The organism is Pantoea sp. X-Soil-OKNW-713, assembly GCF_059730685.1.
This window is the reverse complement of record NZ_AP035997.1, coordinates 176,550-195,639: the sequence shown is the minus strand read 5'-3', so window position 1 is coordinate 195,639 and position 19,090 is coordinate 176,550. Positions and strand designations below refer to the sequence as shown.

16 protein-coding genes are annotated in these 19,090 nt (G+C 51.8%); 9 read left to right on the top strand and 7 right to left on the bottom strand.

Annotated features, from left to right (window positions below):
• Positions 1-183 precede the first annotated feature (183 nt).
• The 6 genes from AC6I8R_RS24550 to AC6I8R_RS24525 all read left to right on the top strand — a co-directional run bounded on the left by AC6I8R_RS24550 (position 184) and on the right by AC6I8R_RS24525 (position 7,524).
• Entirely contained in the window at positions 184-1,164 is a 981-nt protein-coding gene (locus AC6I8R_RS24550; protein ID WP_497833133.1) for a LacI family DNA-binding transcriptional regulator, read from the top strand.
• A gap of 124 nt (positions 1,165-1,288) precedes the next feature.
• Positions 1,289-2,098: an inositol monophosphatase family protein gene (locus AC6I8R_RS24545; protein WP_497833132.1), complete on the top strand. Its 810-nt coding sequence runs from the start codon at positions 1,289-1,291 to the stop codon at positions 2,096-2,098.
• A 105-nt stretch (positions 2,099-2,203) separates the two neighbouring features.
• Positions 2,204-3,562 (top strand): MFS transporter, encoded by a 1,359-nt coding sequence (locus tag AC6I8R_RS24540; protein ID WP_208727354.1) that lies wholly within the window; start codon positions 2,204-2,206, stop codon positions 3,560-3,562.
• Between the two features lie 23 nt (positions 3,563-3,585).
• A complete protein-coding gene (locus tag AC6I8R_RS24535; RefSeq protein WP_415174411.1) occupies positions 3,586-4,854 on the top strand; it encodes a histidine-type phosphatase in 1,269 nt (422 codons plus the stop codon).
• A 287-nt stretch (positions 4,855-5,141) separates the two neighbouring features.
• Entirely contained in the window at positions 5,142-6,278 is a 1,137-nt protein-coding gene (locus AC6I8R_RS24530; RefSeq protein WP_415174410.1) for a metallo-dependent hydrolase, read from the top strand.
• Positions 6,279-6,288: 10 nt separating this feature from the next.
• Positions 6,289-7,524, top strand: a complete 1,236-nt coding sequence (locus tag AC6I8R_RS24525) for an MFS transporter (protein ID WP_415174409.1) — start codon at positions 6,289-6,291, stop codon at positions 7,522-7,524.
• A 44-nt stretch (positions 7,525-7,568) separates the two neighbouring features.
• Here the strand turns inward: AC6I8R_RS24525 and AC6I8R_RS24520 are convergent, their stop codons facing one another.
• From AC6I8R_RS24520 to aegA, 4 genes are all read right to left on the bottom strand, one after another.
• A complete protein-coding gene (locus tag AC6I8R_RS24520) occupies positions 7,569-8,216 on the bottom strand; it encodes a PAS domain-containing protein (protein WP_036627251.1) in 648 nt (215 codons plus the stop codon).
• A gap of 6 nt (positions 8,217-8,222) precedes the next feature.
• The gene (locus AC6I8R_RS24515) at positions 8,223-8,906 is read right to left on the bottom strand and encodes a helix-turn-helix transcriptional regulator (RefSeq protein WP_036627247.1); all 684 of its coding nucleotides are present in this window, start codon (positions 8,904-8,906) and stop codon (positions 8,223-8,225) included.
• Positions 8,907-9,183: 277 nt separating this feature from the next.
• The gene (locus tag AC6I8R_RS24510) at positions 9,184-10,527 is read right to left on the bottom strand and encodes an MFS transporter (RefSeq protein WP_497833131.1); all 1,344 of its coding nucleotides are present in this window, start codon (positions 10,525-10,527) and stop codon (positions 9,184-9,186) included.
• A 388-nt stretch (positions 10,528-10,915) separates the two neighbouring features.
• Positions 10,916-12,865, bottom strand: coding sequence for a formate-dependent uric acid utilization protein AegA (gene aegA, locus AC6I8R_RS24505; protein WP_497833130.1), 1,950 nt, complete (start codon positions 12,863-12,865; stop codon positions 10,916-10,918).
• 386 nt (positions 12,866-13,251) lie between these two features.
• Here aegA and AC6I8R_RS24500 point away from each other — a divergent pair, with 386 nt between their 5' ends.
• The 3 genes from AC6I8R_RS24500 to AC6I8R_RS24490 are packed head-to-tail and all read left to right on the top strand — an operon-like array spanning position 13,252 to position 14,667.
• Positions 13,252-13,575, top strand: a complete 324-nt coding sequence (locus tag AC6I8R_RS24500) for an antibiotic biosynthesis monooxygenase family protein (RefSeq protein WP_415174406.1) — start codon at positions 13,252-13,254, stop codon at positions 13,573-13,575.
• Positions 13,568-13,960, top strand: coding sequence for an amino acid-binding protein (locus tag AC6I8R_RS24495; RefSeq protein WP_415174405.1), 393 nt, complete (start codon positions 13,568-13,570; stop codon positions 13,958-13,960). The genes AC6I8R_RS24500 and AC6I8R_RS24495 overlap by 8 nt, the downstream gene beginning before the upstream one ends.
• A complete protein-coding gene (locus AC6I8R_RS24490; RefSeq protein ID WP_497833129.1) occupies positions 13,957-14,667 on the top strand; it encodes an ArsR/SmtB family transcription factor in 711 nt (236 codons plus the stop codon). The genes AC6I8R_RS24495 and AC6I8R_RS24490 overlap by 4 nt, the downstream gene beginning before the upstream one ends.
• 73 nt (positions 14,668-14,740) lie before the next feature.
• Here the strand turns inward: AC6I8R_RS24490 and AC6I8R_RS24485 are convergent, their stop codons facing one another.
• Genes AC6I8R_RS24485 through AC6I8R_RS24475 form a run of 3 tightly spaced genes read right to left on the bottom strand, consistent with a single transcriptional unit; the run spans position 14,741 to position 19,088 of the window.
• Positions 14,741-15,826 carry a patatin-like phospholipase family protein gene (locus AC6I8R_RS24485; protein WP_497833128.1) on the bottom strand — a complete coding sequence of 362 codons (1,086 nt, stop codon included), beginning with the start codon at positions 15,824-15,826 and terminating at the stop codon, positions 14,741-14,743.
• Positions 15,823-16,728, bottom strand: a complete 906-nt coding sequence (locus AC6I8R_RS24480) for a diguanylate cyclase regulator RdcB family protein (RefSeq protein ID WP_036627241.1) — start codon at positions 16,726-16,728, stop codon at positions 15,823-15,825. The genes AC6I8R_RS24485 and AC6I8R_RS24480 overlap by 4 nt, the downstream gene beginning before the upstream one ends.
• The gene (locus AC6I8R_RS24475) at positions 16,725-19,088 is read right to left on the bottom strand and encodes a dynamin family protein (RefSeq protein WP_497833127.1); all 2,364 of its coding nucleotides are present in this window, start codon (positions 19,086-19,088) and stop codon (positions 16,725-16,727) included. The genes AC6I8R_RS24480 and AC6I8R_RS24475 overlap by 4 nt, the downstream gene beginning before the upstream one ends.
• Positions 19,089-19,090 lie beyond the last annotated feature (2 nt).

The following is a 19,090-nucleotide window of genomic DNA, read 5'->3' as shown; positions in this document are numbered from 1 at the left end:
GGGAAAACACGAGATTTTTCCCATACACTGAAATATATAATTTATTGATAGTTATTAAATTATTTCGCATATTTCAACCTGAAATTCCCGCGTGGCGACAGATGCATGAGATTGCAACGCCTCACAGATTTGATAATGTGAATGTTTCTCCACAAAAAGGGATGACCACAGTGAAGACTCAGCATGAGTGAGAAAAACAAAAACTGGGTGAAGGCCGAAGATGTGGCCCGTCTGGCGGGTGTTTCACGTTCTGCGGTGTCACGCACCTTTACTCCCGGGGCATCCGTTGCGGAAAAAACGCGCGCCAAAGTATTACAGGCCGCTGAACAATTGGGCTATCAGGTCAACATTATCGCTCGCACGATGAATACCGGGAGCAGCAATTTCATCGGTATTATTACCTCCGGTTTTGACAACCCTTTCCGCAGTAAGCTGCTTTCGCCGCTGGTGCATCAGTTGGCGTTGCAGGGGTTTATGCCGTTGCTGATGAACGCCGACGATCCCGAACAGCTTGCGCCTTCGCTGAAACAACTGCTGAGTTACCATGTGGCGGGGGTGATTATTACTTCAGGTGCGCCACCACTCTCCCTGGCGGAAGAGTATCTGGCGCGCAAAATCCCGGTCACGCTGATTAACCGTGATGCCAGTCTGCAAGGTTGCGATCGTGTTGCCAGCGATAATGCGCAGGGAATGCAGCTGATGGCGGATTACTGCCGGCAACGAGGCTGGCAGGAGGTGGGGTTTATTGGAGAAGATGCGTCGAATTTCAGCACTCGCGAACGTTACCAGGCGCTGGTGTTAGCCGCCCCTGATTTTAACATTACGCCACAATTTATCGCGGGTGGTGGTTATGCGGCAGGGCGTGCCGCAGCCATCACCCTGAGTCGCTGCCATGTGCTGATTTGTGCCACAGATATGCTGGCGCTGGGCGCAATTGACGGTCTTCGTTCTCTTAATGATGGGACGGTGCTCCCCGCTGTCATTGGGTTCGATGATATACCCCAGGCAGAATGGGATCCCTATCATCTCACGACAATTCAACAGGATACCAACGCACTGGCACACCATGCGGTCGATCTTCTTATCACACGGATTGCACAGTTTGATCTCCCTTCACGGCAGCGTGCCGTACCAGTGAAATTAATTATCCGTAACAGCGCTTAATGGAAAATTAATTTTATGTGGCATCGGTCACAGTATAATCTGCCGACTGCCGCCACACTCTCTCTGCCCTTCGGGGCTAATTTTTTATCGCATAATGCACGCGTGTGCATTTTAGGGAGAGGTTATGTTAACCAGTGAAAATGATTCGCTTTTGGCGCGCTATCGCTTCGCCTGTAGTCTTGCTGAGTCAGGTGGAAAACTGGCGTATGAGTTCTATCAACAGCGTGACAGTCTGCAAACCCTGCACAAAGGGAGCGACTTGCAGGATGTGGTCAGCCGCGCCGATTGTGAGGTGGAGTCCTTCGTAAAATCGCGGATAGCGGAGGCATTTCCGAACGATGGTTTCCTCGGCGAAGAGAGCGGCACGGCCGATGAGGGGAAATCGGTGCTGTGGGTAGTGGACCCTATCGATGGCACCAGCTGTTTTCTCAACGGCCTGCATACCTGGTGTCTCTCGCTGGCCATCGTTATTGACGGCGAACCGGTGATCGGCGTGGTGTATGACCCCAATCACCACGAGCTGTTCCATGCCTGCAAAGGGCAGGGCGCGTGGCTGAACGATCAGCAAATCTCGCCGCATCCGGCGACCACCGTCGCGGATGGAGTGATGGGTGTCGGCACGTCGCATCGCGTTTCTACTGAAGATTTCCTGCCGTTTCTTGACCAACTTCTGCAACATGGCGGCATGTTCGTGCGCAATGGCTCTGGCGCGTTAATGAGCGCCTGGGCTGCGGCGGGTCGTCTGATTGGTTATTACGAGCCGCATATGAACCCCTGGGATGGATTACCGGGGATCGTGTTGATGCGGGAGGCGGGTGGTATCACCAACGATTATCTGGCGGCGGAGGGGATCGCGCGCGGAAATGTTGTTCTTTTGGCAAGTGAAAAGATTTACCCACAATTAAAACAATGGGTTAAACAACCCTTACTTTAACCTGCACGGCCAGGGCATCTGATTATGTACTCTACACAACAGGGAACACGCTCTCAGGGATGAAACACATCAATCAGCACCGCCTCCGCCAACGGAGATACGATGATGTCTGGATTACTCAGCTTTTTCCGGGCCAGCCCGGCGAAAGACGGCATAACTTTTAATGAAAACCGTTTTCGCGTGGTGCGCTGGCAGACCTTTCTGGCGATGACACTGGCTTACGTCACCTTTTATGTGTGCCGTCTTTCCTTTACCGTTGCCAAAAGTGCGCTGGTGGATTTAGGGATTTCACCGTCAGAATTGGGCATGATTGGTTCTGCACTCTTCTTTAGTTATGCCATCGGTAAGTTTGTGAACGGGTTTCTCGCGGATCATGCCAACGTGGTGCGCTTTATGAGCCTGGGATTATTGCTCAGTGCGGGCATGAACCTGATGATGGGCATGACCACCAATGCCATGATGCTGGCGATTTTCTGGGGCATCAATGGCTGGGCACAGTCAATGGGGGTCGGGCCCTGCGCCGTGTCGCTGGCACGTTGGTACGGGACGAAGGAGCGCGGCACCTTCTATTCCATCTGGTCAACGGCGCACAATATCGGCGAAGCCATGACCTACATGGTGATTGCTGCGGTTATTGCCGGTTACGGCTGGCATATGGGGTATCTCTCCACCGCGGCGCTGGGTGCCGCAGGCGTGGTGATCATGCTGTTGTTTATGCGTGACTCGCCGCAGAGCAGTGGCTTTCCCTCAATCAATACCATCAGCGATGAACCGCTTGAAGAAGAAGAAGCCAGAAGTTCGGTGCTGCGTAATCAACTGATGGCGCTGCGCAACCCGGCGCTCTGGACGCTGGCGCTGGCTTCGGCATTTATGTATATCGATCGCTACGGTGTGAATTCCTGGGGCATCTTTTTCCTGCAACAAGGCAAGGGGTACACCACCGTCGAAGCCTCCGCCATTATTGGTGTAAATGCGATTGCCGGCATCGTTGGCACCATTCTCGCTGGCGTGTTATCAGACCGTTTCTTTGCCCGCAATCGCAGCATTATGGCGGGTTTTATTAGTCTGATTAACACCGCCGGATTTGCCCTGATGCTGTGGTCCCCACACAGCTACTACACCGATATTCTGTCGATGGTGATCTTCGGTGCCACCATTGGCGCGCTGACCTGTTTTCTGGGCGGTTTGCTCGCTGTGGATATCTCCTCGCGCAAAGCAGCAGGCGCTGCGCTGGGCACCATTGGTATTGTCAGCTACGCTGGCGCGGGTTTTGGTGAGTTCCTGACCGGCTTTATCATCGATAAAACCTCGGTGATGGAAAACGGCAAAAAACTTTACGATTTTCACACGTTGTCCCTGTTCTGGGTGGCAGCCGGTCTTGTTTCCGCGTTGTTGTGTTTTGTCACTGCTGTGATGGTGGCGAGACGCAACGCCAGCGAACACCGCACCCTGTTTTCATCTTAATTACCTCAATAAAGGAAGAGATTATGATGCCACGCAGACATCAGGCCGCTGCACGCCTGTTCATCGCCGGAGCACTGTGGTTATGCGCAACGCAAACCCACGCAGCAGCACATTATCAACTGGAGAAAGTGGTGGAACTCAGCCGCCACGGCATCCGGCCACCCACGCCGGATAACCGCAAGGACATCGAGGCCGCCACGCATCGTCACTGGACCACCTGGGTCACCCGTGACGGTGAACTGACCGGACATGGTTATGCGGCGGTGGTAAACAAAGGACGCTGGGAGGGTGAACACTATCGCCAGCTCGGTTTACTGACCGCCGGTTGCCCGCAGCCACAGGATATTTATGTCAGAGCAAGTCCGTTACAACGTACCCAGGCGACAGCCCTGGCGTTGGTTGATGGGGCATTTCCCGGTTGTGGTGTTGCCATTCACCGCGTGAAGGAGGAGAACGATCCGTTGTTCCAGACCGAAGCGTTTCCGGCGACGAACACCGAACCGGCAACACAGTTGGCTGCGGTACAGGCCAAAGCGGGAGATCTGGCGGCACGACAACAGGCATTGCAGCCCGCGGTGAGCGCACTGAAGGCCGCGGTATGCGCTCCCGGAACGGACTGCTCTTTTTTTGATAAACCCTGGCAAATAAAACAAAGCAAAAGTGGCAAAACCTATGTTGAGGGCCTGAGCGTGCTGGCTAATATGGTGGAAACCTTGCGGCTTGGCTGGAATGAAAATTTGCCGCTCAGTCAGCTCGCCTGGGGGAAAATCACAACGGCTGCACAGATAACCGAGATCTTGCCCTTGCTGACCGCCAATTATGATCTCAGTAATGACGTGCTTTATACCGCGCAGAAACGGGGTTCCATATTGCTGAACGCCATGTTGCAGGGGGTGGATCATCCCCCGGCGTCGATGCCGGATACGCGTTGGCTACTGCTGGTTGCACATGATACCAATATCGCGATGGTGCGCACGCTGATGGGCTTCAGCTGGACGCTGCCGGGCTATACGCGTGGCAATATTCCGCCGGGAAGCAGTCTGGTCTTTGAGCGCTGGCGTGACACGCAAAGTGGTGAGCGGTTTATCCATGTCTTCTTTCAGGGACAAAGTCTGGACGACCTGCGTCATTTACAGTCAGTCGACCAGGCTCATCCGTTGCTGCGTGAAGAGTGGCGTCAGGCCGACTGTCGTATCACTGACGTCGGTACGTTGTGCCCGATGAAGTCGGCAATCAAGACATTGAGTAAACATCTCGACCCGAGCGCAATAACATCGGTGAGTTACCCGTAAATCCCTGATGGGCGGGCAGCAGACTGAGAAGTCTGCTGCTATGTCACCTCAGCAATTTTGCTATTTCCGTTCGTCATTTTATGTAAATTTGTTATTTTTTGTGTCAACACGGAGTTGCTCACAAAATAAAAAATAGTGTGAAGCAGTTAAAATCAAATTGGTTATTTTCACAGAGAATAAGCTCCTGATGGCGTTAAATCCGGGCAGATGAACGATGCTTAATTCAGTGTTTAACACCAGGCTTAGAGGGAATAAAAGGTGAATAACCACAAATAAGGTCTGCCCCTATGCCTGAAAAACATCTGTTAATTAAGAATGCCATTGTTATTGATCCCGCCAGAGGAACGGAATGCCGTCAGGATATCCATATCCTGAATGATGTCATTGCCCCGGAGGATACGCCTGTTAGCAGCACGACTGAGATTATCGACGCTGCCGGTTGCTATGCGTTTCCCGGGTTAATTGATTATCACGCCCATGTATTTTATGGCGGCACCCACAGTAGCGTACCTCCCGATCTTGCCACCCTGCCGTTTGGTGTCACTACCGTGGTTGATGCCGGTTCTGCCGGGAGCGCCAATGTCGAAAGCTTTTTGCGCGACCAGATCCCCCGTAGCCTGGTACGTATTAAAGCTTATGTCGCTGCGTATCCGGCAGGCCAGCTCTGGCAAGAAGAGAATCACGATCCGGCGTATTTCGACCTCCCCCGATTACAGCAACTTTTCCGCCAGTATCCCGATGTCCTGCTCGGTCTGAAATTGAAAGAAGAACGCGGCATTGTCGGTGAACTGGGTTCCCGTCCGATGATACGTGCCGTTGAGATGGCTGAGATGCTTAATTGTCGTGTCGCCGTGCACATGACTGACCCGGTGCAAACCACCGAACAACTGCTGGAGATATTCCGTGCCGGGGATGTGTTCGCCCATTGCTACCACGGCAAAGGGGACACACTGCTTGATGAACAGGGGCGCGTTAAGCCTGCGGCGCGCCTGGCACGCCAGCGCGGGGTGATCTTTGATTGTGCTCATGGCCGTAATAACTTTTCCCAGCGGGTGGCTCAGTGTGCCGTGGAGGATGATTTTCTGCCGGATATCATCAGTAGCGATCTGTCATCAATGACGTTACACCGTGCACCGGTGTATGGCTTGCCTTGGGTGATGTCGAAGTTTCTTGCGCTGGGTTTGTCGCTGCACCAGGTGGTTGCCCGCTGTACCGCCCGGCCTGCGGCCTTACTGGGAATGCAACATCAGATAGGCACCCTGGCGCCGGGCAGTTATGCCGATGTGGCGCTTTTTCGGCTTGAAAATCGTTCGGTTACCTTTACCGATGTCCATCAGCATACCCTGACAGGTAGCCAGTTGCTGATGCCTCAACTCACCCTGAAAGCAGGCGTTCCTTTGTGGCGCGCTGCTGACTTTTACTGAGGTCATCTCTATGCAATCTCCATGGTTACGTATTGGCGGTACGCTGATGTTGGGTATGTTTATCTCTTACATCGACCGCACTAATCTCTCCGTTACGCTGAAGGACGTGGCTCAGGATCTCGGTTTTAGCGGGGCAGGGTTTGCCACCACCTCAAGCCTGGTACTGACGGCTTTTCTCATCGGTTATATCGTTGCGAATATCTCCGGCGGTATCTTCACCACCCGATTTGACCCTAAAACCATTGCGATCGGGATGATGGCACTTTGGTCTTTGGCTACCCTCACCACCGGCCTGGTCAGCAGCGTGGCCTTTCTGGTCGCCTGTCGCTTCGTGCTGGGGGTGGCGGAAGGGATTTACTGGCCGCAGCAATCCCGCTTTGTGCGGCTGTGGTTCTCTCCGGCAGAACTGACCCGCGCCAACAGCCTTATCCATTATTACGGCCAGTTTTTAGCGCTCGGACTGGGATTTATCATCCTGACACCGCTACACAATATGATGGGCTGGCGTAATCTCTTTTTCCTCTGTGGTGGCATTGGATTACTTGTGATGGTGCCGCTCTATGCCCGCGTGCTGTTGAATACGCGTGATGCGCCGTTGCAGCAGGCGCAGGTGGCCCCGCGCAAAGTGCGTCTGACCCGTGAGGATTTTGGCGGCATGTCGTTTGTGTTGCTGATCATCACTTATCTTACGCAGGGGATGTTGTTCTGGGGGATTACGCTCTGGATTCCAATGGTGGTGACATCCCTCGGCTTCACCGGATGGAGCCAGGCATTTGCCAGCGCGCTGCCCTACCTGCTGGCCGTATTGCTGGCTATCCCTATGTCATGGCTGAGTGACAAAACCGGTAAGCGGATTTTAATCGCCGCATTGGGTCTGCTGATCCCTGGCGCGATGTTGCTGCTGTTGCCGTGGGTCGAGAGCGCCGTGGTGAAAATGACGTTGATCACCCTGGCAATGGGCTATTACGCCAGTAGCTTTACGCCGAATATCTGGTCGATCATCCAGTCAAGTGTGCGTCCTCATGCGGTGGGGGCTGCATCGGGCATCGTCAATGGCATTGGTGCCGGTGGTGGCGGTACGCTGGCGGGTTTCATGGTCGCGATTCTGTATGCGCGTACGGGAAGTTATATGTCAGGCTTCACCTTGCTGGGCGCTCTGGTCATCATCGGTGGATTTTCTTTACTGAGCTTTGGCTGGTGGCGGCAGCGGCACCCCGTGAGTCTGGCGCAGGTGGCACCGTTTTAACGGTGACATGCTGGCGGGCTTAAGGTCCGCCAGTGCTTGTCCCATTATTGTTCAATGACCAGGTATCTCTTGTTTAAAAAGTAAGGTGGGACATAATTATCCCACCCCTTACAATAGCAATATTGCAGCAGACTCGAGGTATTCAGTGCTCCCGCCTTCTGACAACAACGTATTATCCTGTTCCTTAACGTGAATGCGCTAATACCGAGCATGTCTGACATGATGTTCTGTTTGACACTGCAAAATAATAGCAAAATCACTTCCCATTCCCGGTCGGTGAAAAAATCAGAAGGTTTAGTGAATACCAGTGATCTTCGACTGGAATGCGTGATGAACGTTGAAAAATACACGTTAGCCAACTCAATGTAAGTGCAGATGATGCCGACTGAGCCATCTTTGAACTGCCAGGGGCGTTTTTCAACCCTGAATGCTTTGCGTTCATCCTTTCCGCCATAACTCACGATTTTCACCACAACACTCATCCTGCCGGTGCGGGCGATTTTTTGATCATCGAGTATGATGCTGTGGTAAACACTATCAATATCTTTAATCAGATCCCGGTCTGTACACCCATTTATTTTATCAGAAGGGATGTTGAAGTAATTGCAGGCTCGGTCATTGGCATAAACGTATCGGGATGAGTGATCTTTTACCGCCCATCCCAGCAATGAATTTTTGAAGTAAAATTCCATTTTTTCTCAACCAGTTATGACGATGTGGCCTTTTTTGAGGAAAAACTGAGGAATATAGTTATCAAATCTACTGGTTCTGCAAAAATCAACTAATGCCGCCGATGAGTTTACACCGGTTTTTCTGAAGGAGCTTCTCAGCCTCCCGTTCACGGCATCCACAGAAATGCCAAGAACATTACTTATCTCCTTAAGGCTGAGATTACAAAGTAATAAATACATTACTTCCCATTCCTTTTCTGTAAAAATATCAGATGGAGTTTGAAAAGTGGCGTGTTGATTCAGCTTGCCATTTAATAATGATGTGGGTGTAAGGATATTAACGTGTCTTACGCTTATTATTGTCCCTATGCATGTGCCGCTTTCGTCATAAAGTGGTTCCTGAATATTATAAACCGGCTGCATTATCTTTTCACGACCCTGAATATGCGTCGTGATGGCTCTTAAAATAGTTCCTGAGCTTTCTACAAACCTTTCCTGCTGTTCAAATATATCGGCAAATTCAGCGACTGGTACCGGAACGTCGTGGATTTTACGGCCTTCGTAATCATAAGAGGTGGCGATAGTTTGCCAGATCTTGAATGCTTTATTTACATAGACAAATTTTGAGGTGCGGTCTTTGATCGCCCAGCCTACCACGGTGTCATTTTCAAACATCTGAATTAAATTATGGGGTATTGATAATGATTTCATCGTTTTTGTCTCTCCGTTGACATAGAACTACATAAAAATAACCCTACATAAATCCAACCCTACCTGAAGTCAACCTTTCACATCTGTACTGAAACGGCATACTTTTAAGCTGAAAAAGCAGCATCAGGGAAATACTAGTAAAAAAACAAAAAAAAGGAAGTGAATTCGCCCATCTCTGTTTTGGAAATGGGCTTTTTTCTGAGGTAATAAATATGCGGATTGTCAGGAGAAGGTTGACTGGAATCAGACCCGGTGCCATCCGTGGCATGGTAAAGGCTTAAAGCGCCTTTTTCAGTTCAATACGTTTAACCGGACCCACGATGACCACAAAGCTGAAAATGGCGATGAGCGCATGGATAGCAACGAATACCAGCGCCCATTCAAAATGTCCTGTGGCTTTTACGATATAGCCAATGACAACCGGAGAAATGATGCCTGCGAAATTACCACACAAATTAAACAACCCACCGGCGACACCTGCCATCTCTTTCGGGGCGGTATCTGACATCACTGCCCATCCCAGTGCGCCAATGCCTTTGCCAAGAAAAGCCAGTGACATGAATAAGACAACCAGGTAAATCGAGTCGACATAGTTACAGAACACCATCACCATGGAGAGCAGCATGCCGAGGACAATTGGCGTTTTACGTGCGATAGACAGTGATTTTGTGATGCGTAAAATACGGTCCGATATCACACCGCCCATCAATCCGCCCAGAAACCCGCAAATTGCCGGGATGGCCGCAATAAATCCAACCGTTTTGATATCCAGACCCTTATCCATTGCCAGATAAAGCGGAAACCAGGTAATGAAAAAGAACGTCAAAACGTTGATGCAATATTGACCAAGATAAATCCCTAATAACATGCGATTAGTGACCAATTGCTTGAAGGCGTTGATATTGAATGCGGAAGCTGTCTTTGACTTGCCCTGATCCATATCCACCAGTGCGCCGCCCTCACGGATATACTCAATCTCTTCGTCATTCACGCGGGGATGGTTCAATGGATTATGGATCACTCTGGCCGCAGAGAACGTAATGATGATACCCAACAGACCCATAAAGATAAAAATAGATTGCCAGCCATAATTCAGTGTCAGCCAACCCATTATGGGTGCAAAAATCGCTGTCGCGAAATATTGTGCCGAATTAAAAACTGCGGCGGCGGTAGCTCTTTCTTTGGAGGGAAACCAGGCGGCGACAAAACGACTGTTTCCCGGCATGACCGGCGCCTCACACAGGCCAACCAGAAACAGGAGAACGGTGAAACAGATGATGGCAGTGGAACCGTGGAAAACTTCCACAAAACCCTGCAATAAAGTAAACACTGACCACAAACACAGGCCGCAGAGATAGATTTTTTTTGAACCGAAACGGTCCAGTAACCAGCCGCCGGGAATCTGTGCCATACAGTATGCCCAGGCGAATGCTGAGAATACCCATCCCATCTGGCCAGGGTTAATTCCCAGAGAGGTGGTCATATCTTTACCGGCAATTGCCAGCGTGGAGCGATCGCCAACACTCACGGCGGTTATGATAAAAAGGATAATAACAACATGCCACCTGACATTGGTTTTCCTGGCATGAACAACATCGCCGACTTCATTGACTTGAGCCATCTGGCACCACCTTAAACTTGATAGAATTTTAAAAATGTAAATAATGAATTCTTCAAGTCAGGGATACCTGGAATAAATTAATTATTTACACTGGAAGAATGCAGGTCGCTTTGCACATATCAATCCTGATTTAACGTTGTTATTTATTTCTCCACCAGAAAACGATAAGGTTTACCCTGGCGCAAGGCAATGTGCATTTGCATAATAAAGTTATTATTTTTTTCAGGTATTTACGGCATTTTAAAATTTGTTTGAAGTCGATCACATATTTTATAAATATTAACTGTCTGTCGGGATTTCAATTCGCCACCAGATGTGGCGAATTTAACCGTTATTATCGATATTCAGAAACAATTAATTCATATTTTGGTCGGTTGCACACCCCATCTTATATTTCCAGCCAGTCCATCATACCTTGTGCCGCATGACGACCTTCGGCCATCGCCGTCACCACCAGGTCTGCACCGCGCACCGCATCACCGCCAGCGAAAATTTGCGGATTGCTGGTCTGGTAACGGTAGGTGCTGTTAACGTTGGCGGCAATGCGGCCACGGGCATCCAGTTGAACATTCTGACTCACCAGCCAGGGCAGGGCGTGAGGATTAAAACCAAATGCCATAATCACGATATCGGCAGGCATGACAAACTCGCTTCCCTCAATCGGCACTGGCCGACGGCGGCCCGTTGCATCTTGCTCACCCGGTTGTGTGCGCAGCAGACGGATACCGCAAACCTTGCCACTGTCGTCCAGTTCCAGTTGCACCGGCTGTACGTTGAATTCAAACTCTGCCCCCTCATCATGTGCGTTTTTCACCTCCTTCCTGGAGCCAGGCATATTGGCCTCATCGCGACGATACGCACAGGTCACTTTATTCGCCCCGTGGCGTAGCGCCGTGCGCACGCAGTCCATCGCGGTATCTCCCCCTCCCAACACCACGACGTTCAGACCGGCGGTGTTGATAAACGGTTGTCCGGCAGCGGGTGGCAGCCCCATCAATTGTCTGGTATTGGCGATCAGGAAGGGGAGTGCATCGCAGACACCGGGGGCGTCTTCGTTAGGCAGGTTTGCCTTCATCGAGTTATAGGTTCCGACGCCAATAAATACGGCGTCATAGTCACTGAGCAATGTCTCCAGCGCGATGTCTTTGCCAATCTCACAGTTCAACTCAAAGCGGATGCCCATAGCGCTGAAGATCTCACGCCGACGCGCCAGTAACGCTTTATCCAGTTTAAAAGAAGGAATACCAAAGGTCAGTAAACCGCCGATCTCCGGGTGGCGGTCATAAACTGTCGCGCTTACGCCGTTGCGCACCAACACATCCGCGCAGGCCAGCCCGGCTGGACCCGCGCCAATAATGGCGACGCGTTTATTCACCTGTTGCACCGTGCTTAAATCGGGCCGCCACCCCTGCGCCAGTGCCTGATCAGAGATAAATCGCTCAATATTGCCAATGGTAACTGAGCCATATTCGTCGTGAAGCGTACAGGCACCTTCACACAGGCGGTCCTGCGGGCACACACGACCAGTGATTTCGGGCAAACAGTTGGTTTGATGTGAAAGCGTCACGGCGGCGGCGATATTGCCTGCTTTCACCTGCGTTATCCATTGCGGAATGTGGTTATGCAGGGGGCAGGTCCACTCGCAAATGCTATGCTCGCCACAAGCGAGGCAGCGCTGTGCCTCACGTTGTGCCTGCTCTACGCGAAATGGCAGGTAGATTTCATCAAAGCTTTGTTGGCGCATTACCAACGGGAGTTTGTCTGCTTCCCCCCGTGGCGACGATGCTTTCATTTGCCGTACTTTGGCATGGTCAGATACAGGTGGCAGCACAGCAACCTGGAGCCAGGGTTGCGCCTCCTGACTGGCGGCACGCAGGCGGCGTGATTGCACCAGTTTGGTCAAGGTAACGTTATTCACCTGTTGCAAAGCATGCGTAGGACAATTTTGCGCACAGGCCGGCCCATCCCGGCGTTCAAGGCAGAGATCGCATTTGTGCGCGGTGGCTTTGCCAGTGGGGGTGATTAACACCTGAAGGGTGCCAAAAGGGCAGGCGATGACACAGGATTTACAGCCGATACACAGCTGCTGATTAACCTGCACGGAATCATTGACGCGGCTGATTGCGCCATTTGGACAGCTACGGGCACAGGGTGCATCTTCACAATGATGACAGGTGACAGCGTTACGCTGTTGTTGATGTTTAATCACCGTAATACGAGGAGTGAACTGCTCAGGGGTTAACACATGTTGCTCATCATTATGAGCCATGACACAGGCGACTTCGCAGGCTCGGCATCCGATGCATTGCTGGCTGTTTGCCATCATAAAACGGTTCATGACAACCTTCCCAATACCCATTTAATTTATATGGTTATTAAGGTTATCCGCAACACCTGCCACTGACAATGTTCATTTGCCCATATCGGTCTTTCGGTAGCAGGATATTAACGCTGTGCTCTTAGTTACAACAACCTAATCATTTCCGTTAAAATAGGCCTTCGGTCAGCAGGAAACTTTTCCTGATTGCGAGACTCAGGGCATCTTTCGCCAGTGTCACAAACCAGTGTTTTTTTGTTTTCCCTTTTGTCTGTTGTAACTAATATCATCGAGAAACCGCAAACGTTGGCATTTTTACTATGACCACTTTCCATATTTCGGTGCCGACCGAAGCATTGCGTTCTGCCGGACCTAAACTGACGCCATCTTAATGATGGAGTGTTGAAATGATTGCGGTTCTTTTTGAAGCAGAAGCCTTACCCGCTGCCCAGGCGCGCTATTTGCAACTCGCCTCCGAGTTGAAACCCTTGCTGGCAGATGCGCCAGGGTTTATCTCCCTGGAAAGGTTTCAGAGCCTGAATAATCCCGAAAAGATACTTTCCCTGTCATGGTGGGAGGATGAGACGTCGGTGGCCCGCTGGAAAGACAATCTGATGCATCAGTCTGCACAGGAAGAGGGGAAAAGTTCGATTTTTGCGTTTTACAGAATTCGCGTTGCCCACGTATTACGGGATTACTCGTCAGATCAGGAGTCGCTACACCATGTATGATATTCACGTTGTTCTTAAGCATACCCCCGGCTCACTGGCTGCTTTTGGTAAACTGTTGGGTAAAAATGGTGTTGGCCTGGAAGGGGGTGGGATGTTTACAACCGCCGAAGAAGGGCATGCTCATTTTTTGGTTGAAGACGGTGAAAAAGCGCTTCAGGTACTGGCTGACGCAGGCTTTGACGTCAGGAACATTTGCCGTCCATTGATCAGAAAATTACGCCAGGAACGTCCCGGAGAACTGGGGGAAATTGCCGATGCGATTGCCCGTAGCGGTGTGAACATATTGGTACAGTACAGCGATCACAGTAACCGGCTCATTCTTGTCACTGACAATGATGAACGGGCCGCCGAAGTGACGCGAGAATGGGAAACACCCCCTGCATGAACCTGTTGAATATCGCATCCGATGACTTGCCGGAGAGTTCGCTGGAACAATCCATGTCAGCCGTTGCCGCCGCCATAGCTGACCCGTCGAGGGTCAGTATGCTCTGCGCATTAATGGATGGGCGCGCCTGGACCGCGACCGAACTCAGTGCGGTAGCGGGCATTGCGCCATCCACCACCAGTGGTCATCTCTCGCGGCTGCTCAGTAACGGGCTAATCCTCTGCCTGACACAAGGGCGACATCGCTATTATCGCCTTGCCGGACGTGAAATTGCCGGGCTGCTGGAAACGCTGATGGGCGTGACGATAACCCCCGGCACGTCAGCGGTATCACGAACACCTCGGCATCTCCGCCATGCCAGAACCTGCTATGACCACCTCGCAGGTGAAATCGCTGTGAAGATTTACGACTTTATGCAGCAGGAAGGCTGGCTGGAACCCGGGGGTGCAGCACTGACACCTGCGGGCAAAACCCATTTTTTGCATCTGGGCGCGGTGCTGAATCCTTTATCCCGGCGTAAAGCTTGCTGTGCCTGCCTCGACTGGAGCGAAAGACGCTTTCATCTGGGAGGGGATGCCGGTGCGGCACTGCTGACGCTGTTCCGGCAAAAAGCATGGATAGCCATCACGCCCGGATATCGGGAGGTGACCTTCACCGCCAGGGGCAAAATTGCGTTACAGCGGCAGTTTGGGGTAATGAGTCCGTGAATGTTTAAACAACGCCAATCTATCCGCCTGGGACCCACAACGCGCTGACAATAAAGTGACAAACCGGCTACCGTCACCGTCCGGATGGTTTTATCCGCGCCAGTGCATCCTGTAACCGATCCTGGCTTTCGCTATCGTGTGAGGTGCTTTCATCCCACCGCGTATGTGATGCCTGTAACTGCTGGCGCGCCTGCATGGGAGCCCTAATGCGCTCCAGTGCAGCGATCGTGTCCAGATAACCCTGCTCGCTCCAAGACTGGATATTCTCTGCGCTAAAGCCCAGCAGGTCTTTCGCGCCACCCAGCGTCCCTTGATTACGGCGTAACGTGGTTCGCGGCCTGATTTCGAGGATCGTGGTGTCAGGAAATGAGTGGCGATCCCATAATGAACTGTCACTCAGATGGGTAACGATTATGCAGTTACAACCGGCTGCAACCAGCGGCGTGACCGGGGTGTTGCCCTGCACGGTGCTCCACCCGCCCATCCCGCCATCACTGTAACGCTTGCCGTTAATCTCGCGTGGTTTGAACAACAGCGGCAGAGCAGCCGAAGCCAGCAGCGCCTCCTTTTGCAGCGCTGTTGGCAGCGCCTGCACGAGTTGAAATTCTGAGGCATTGGTTTCACTTACCCCAACCTCAGCCAGTAAACAGCGCAGGATATCGGCAATACCCCCGTCCGTTGGATACAGAGAAACATGCAACGGAATGCCGCTCGCTAACTCGTCGGGTGCCAGAAACCGGTTCATTAAATCCATCAGCGGCTGATCCGACAATAAGGATTCATCCTGCTGGAGAGTGGTCAGCCTGGAGACGCCCAGTTGTGCCATCAAATTGCTGACCAACCAACCCATTTTGCCTAACACCGGGGTCAGCCCCATCGACAGACCAAACTGGGTGATAAAGCGCAGATAGATCGATTTATTCAGTTGCAGAACGTTGTTGCTGCCTAAGTGTTGCCATATCTCCCGCAGGCGCGCGGCACCTGCATCCAGCGAAGGCGACGAGGCGAGAATCGCGCCATTCAGCGCACCAATACTGGCGCCGGCAATCACATCCACCTGGGTACCGGATTCAGCAAGGGCGTTGACTACGCCCACCTGATACGCACCAATGGCACCACCGCCAGAGAGGGCAAGTCCTACCTTAAGTGTCTGATTCATGCGTGCTCCTTGCTAAAGACTTCATCGACCAGGGTAGCGGCAATACGTTCTGCTGAACAAATGCGTGGAATGCGCAACGGCAATGCGGCTCCGGGTTGCGTCACCGCCCGGCACATCGGCTGACGTACATCGGTACTCCAGTCAGCCAGCCAACTGAGGGTTTCCGGCCAGTCAGGGGTTTGCAGCGTATCCTGTTGCCAGCTCAACCAGTTACGGATGTCATGGCGTGCGTGGCCATTACGGCCATAATCCTGCGCCATCTGCGTCAGCACACGATTTTTTAGCGTTTCGATTAATTGCTGACTTTGTTGCACCTCACCGTCGCGAATCACCTCGCCGAATGCCCCCCAACGCAACTCCTCAAGCGCGACGTAGCAACGACTGGCGATGGGAATGGCGGCATAACGGCCTGCGCTCCACTGAGAAAGGACGCGATCAAGATGCAACTGACCGCGCTGAACGCTGTCGATACGCTTCAACTGTTCATCGTTGTTTGCCATCCACAGGTGGACTTTGTCGGACAGTTCGAGCAGTAACTCACGCGTATCCGCAGAATAATGGGCAATGTTGGCCGTATCCTGCATCAGGGCATTAACCCGATCGTTCACCTGCGACACGGCGAAATTGGTTTTAGCCTGAGAAAGCGTCAATTCTGTCAACCAGGTGAGCGAAGCCTGCAATCCGTCATGCACAGCGGCATTGATCGCCTGCTGGCGTGCCGCAGACTGACCACTTATCCCCTCTTTAAGCCGCTGGAAAAAGGGGCGGTTTTGCTGATGGCGCAGATGATCATCAACCACATCAAGACCGTTGGCGAAATCCACGATAAACTTTTCCGGAATACTCTCCAGTACCTGGCATGCCTGCATCTCGGGAAAACATTGTTTAAATAGCGACATCAGAAAACCATCCCCAGTTCGTCTTTTAACGCTTTGGCGTCACGCATTAATTCCGGCGTCAGTTGTTGCAGCTCCTGCAAGCAGCGGGTAAGTTGCAGCCGTTGTTGCTGATCAGCACGTTGATCCTCGGTGCTTTGAATCAGCGTATTGCGCAATTGCTCCACCTTGCTTCTGAATTGCTCAAAGAACTGGTTGATTTCGTTGATAATCGGATTAATGATTTGCGCCTCGATGTGACTTTCCAACTCCGCAAAATAGTGATCAGTATGCGTGGTGATCTCTTCCCTTATTTTTCTGACATCCACCTCGGCATGCACCACATCAACGCTGAAGTCCTCCCAGCCCCAGTCACTGGAATCAAACCAGCCACACACGGTACCCCATACCCCATCAGCACGACGACGACGGGATTCACGGATTTTTTTGGCTTCCAGCAGATGAGCGATGCGTGTTTCCACCGCCAGATTGGCTTGTAAATGGGCAACCTCGGGGAACGCGATCGTCATCGAGAAACCCTCCTCGCCAAGGCGCGTATTGATTTGCTGCGCGATGCCTGCCACGGCAGATATCGCGTTACCCTGGAAACTCTGCTCAATGCCGGAAACAATGGCGTTCAGCCGGGTTTTTACCTGTTCTTCAATCGGGGTGAGTAACGTCTTCATCGCGTCTTCGACGTTGGTAATAAAATCTTCAGCTTGTTTGCGGCTACTGAATTTAACTATCGGCTGGCGGGGATCAAAGTCTCTGCCATCGGCATGGCCCTGCGCAAAAAAGTGCATAAACGATTCGGTTGGCGAGGCAGTACGTTGCTGTCGGGGATCGCGTTCGTCCCGTAACTTACCTTCACGAAAGTAACAGGCAATCTCATCCGCCAGTTGCTGCTGCACGTCATCGAGCAACTCAACCGTTTGTTGTTCAATACGATGTTGGGAGGCCGTCACCTCCTCAGCGATAACTTGCTGGTGCGAAGTGATTGTCGCGCTGTCGGTCAGCAACGCATCAATTTGCTGCTGAAACGCTTCCACGTCAGCGTTGAGTCCCTGATGACGAACCGCGAGATAAGCGCTGACCTCTTGCGCATTTTGCACCAGCCTGGCCACCGCAGAATCGACGGCCAACGCGGCAGCTTTGTTATGTGCTGCCTGAACCACTTCGGCAATCAATTGTTCAAACAAAGATTCCTGCCAGATGTCTTCAGCAAGGCTCAACGTTTGCGCCCCGTCAGCGAGTTTTTCCTTCCAGCGGCGTCCGTATGCCAGTTGGGCAAAATCGGCCACCCATTCTTCACTGGCCGAGAGTGAGCCGCCACGGTTGAGCGTACTTCTGGCACGGTTTGCCAGGTAAGCATGACGCGCCGAACCCGGATAAACCCGTTTAGCGCTCACCACATGATCATCAAACATTAACGGCACCCGGCGTTTCACCGTGGCTTCATCATCGCTGTGGCGATCTTGCTGATCAAACTTATTCACCAACACAAAAAGACGTCCCGCCGCGGTGGCGGTGAAGGCATTCAACTCGTTGCGCACTTCCTGGTCGGCTAGCGAATTTAATTGTGTGTAATCCAGCACCGCCAGCACCGCTGAAGCCTTTTGCAACTGCTCGCGCATCATCGCCTGGATATGCGGTTGACCCGCCTCATTAGGGCCTGGGGTATCTAGCAGGGTGAGGGTGCCCTGGCTGTCATCCATACCGGTTAAATGACTAAATTCCACCTCAATCAGCGGTAATTCGTGGAATTCATTAAACGCGTCAAAAGGAAAAATCACGTTCAGCTCACCGGACAAACGCACCAGATCATTCAGATGGTTCAGGAAGGAAAAGATAGCCTCTTCCCCTTGATAATTGTCCTGTAGCCAGTGCTGATCGCGGATAACATTGAGCAGCCTGCTCTTCTCGTCATCTTTCATCAGGCCGAAGAGGCCTTTTCTCGCTTTATCACCGGCGGTTTTTTCCTTTAACTCAGCCAGTAGCGACCGCAGCACCTCAGTGTTACGCACGGTTAAATCCGGGATAATCTTACCTGGCACATGACGGATCAGGGTCGGTACCGACGTCATTGGCGTATTACGGTTAGGCAGAATTTCTTTGCCAACAATCGCGTTAATGGTGGTGGATTTACCGGCTTTCATGGTGCCGACAATCGCCAACACCATCTCTCTTTGGGCGATTTTTTGTTGTTCCCCGGCCAGTTCTTCTCTCTTCTTCGCCGCTTGCTGGCGATCAAATAACTGTTCCTGGTCACCCGGTTTTGTCTCAGGCAGCATCTGAGGTTCATCGGTCATCTTGTGCAGCAGATCAATATTCAGTTGCAACAAGCGACTGGCTTCATCACAAAGCAGAGCGATGGTGGTTTCGTACATAT